Origin of the sequence: Mesorhizobium sp. M7A.F.Ca.CA.001.10.2.1 (genome assembly GCF_003998575.1) — a bacterium.
Taxonomy (GTDB): domain Bacteria; phylum Pseudomonadota; class Alphaproteobacteria; order Rhizobiales; family Rhizobiaceae; genus Mesorhizobium.
Genome location: NZ_RZQY01001286.1, coordinates 1 through 558 on the forward strand (window position 1 = coordinate 1; position 558 = coordinate 558).

Here is a 558-nt window from a genome sequence, read left to right on the forward strand (position 1 = left end):
AGACCGGCAATTTCTATTACGAAGGCGGCATCGATTCGGAAGGCCGCACGCGCCGCTGGGTCATCTACCGCAATTATTCGGAGGCTTCGGCGATACCGCCCGGCTGGCACGGCTGGATGCACCACCGCGTCGACGTCGCGCCGTCCAGCGAGGACTACAAGCCGCGCGATTGGCAAAAGCCGCATCAGCCCAATCTGACCGGCAGCCCGGCGGCCTATCGCCCGAAGGGCTCGGTGCTGACCAATCAGCACCGCCCGCAGGTCACCGGCGACTACGATGCCTGGACACCCGGGTCGTAGGCGACAGGGTGCAAGCCGGTCCTTTATCGCCACAATTGGTGTTTAGCTGCTTGCTGATCAGAAAACGGCGACTAGCCTTGGCGATCGACAGAATCACCCGGGCGCGAACCACCGGTATCTTTGCATGAGCTTTTCTTACTCAATATCGGCCAGTCTGGCGCTAGCCGCCGGTCTTGCCGTCAGCACCGTGGCCTTCGCCGCTTCGCCTGAGCCCGCGGCACCCGCGCCGGCGCTGCCCGCCGGAGCGGACCGGGTCACC

The 558-nt window shown here is 64.7% G+C and carries 1 protein-coding gene; it reads left to right on the forward strand.

Annotated elements, in window-relative coordinates; all coding sequences use genetic code 11:
• The coding region (locus tag EN964_RS36675) for an NADH:ubiquinone oxidoreductase subunit NDUFA12 (RefSeq protein WP_127277609.1) at nt 1-299 on the forward strand (299 nt) is incomplete at its 5' end.
• Nucleotides 300-558: the final 259 nt, after the last annotated feature.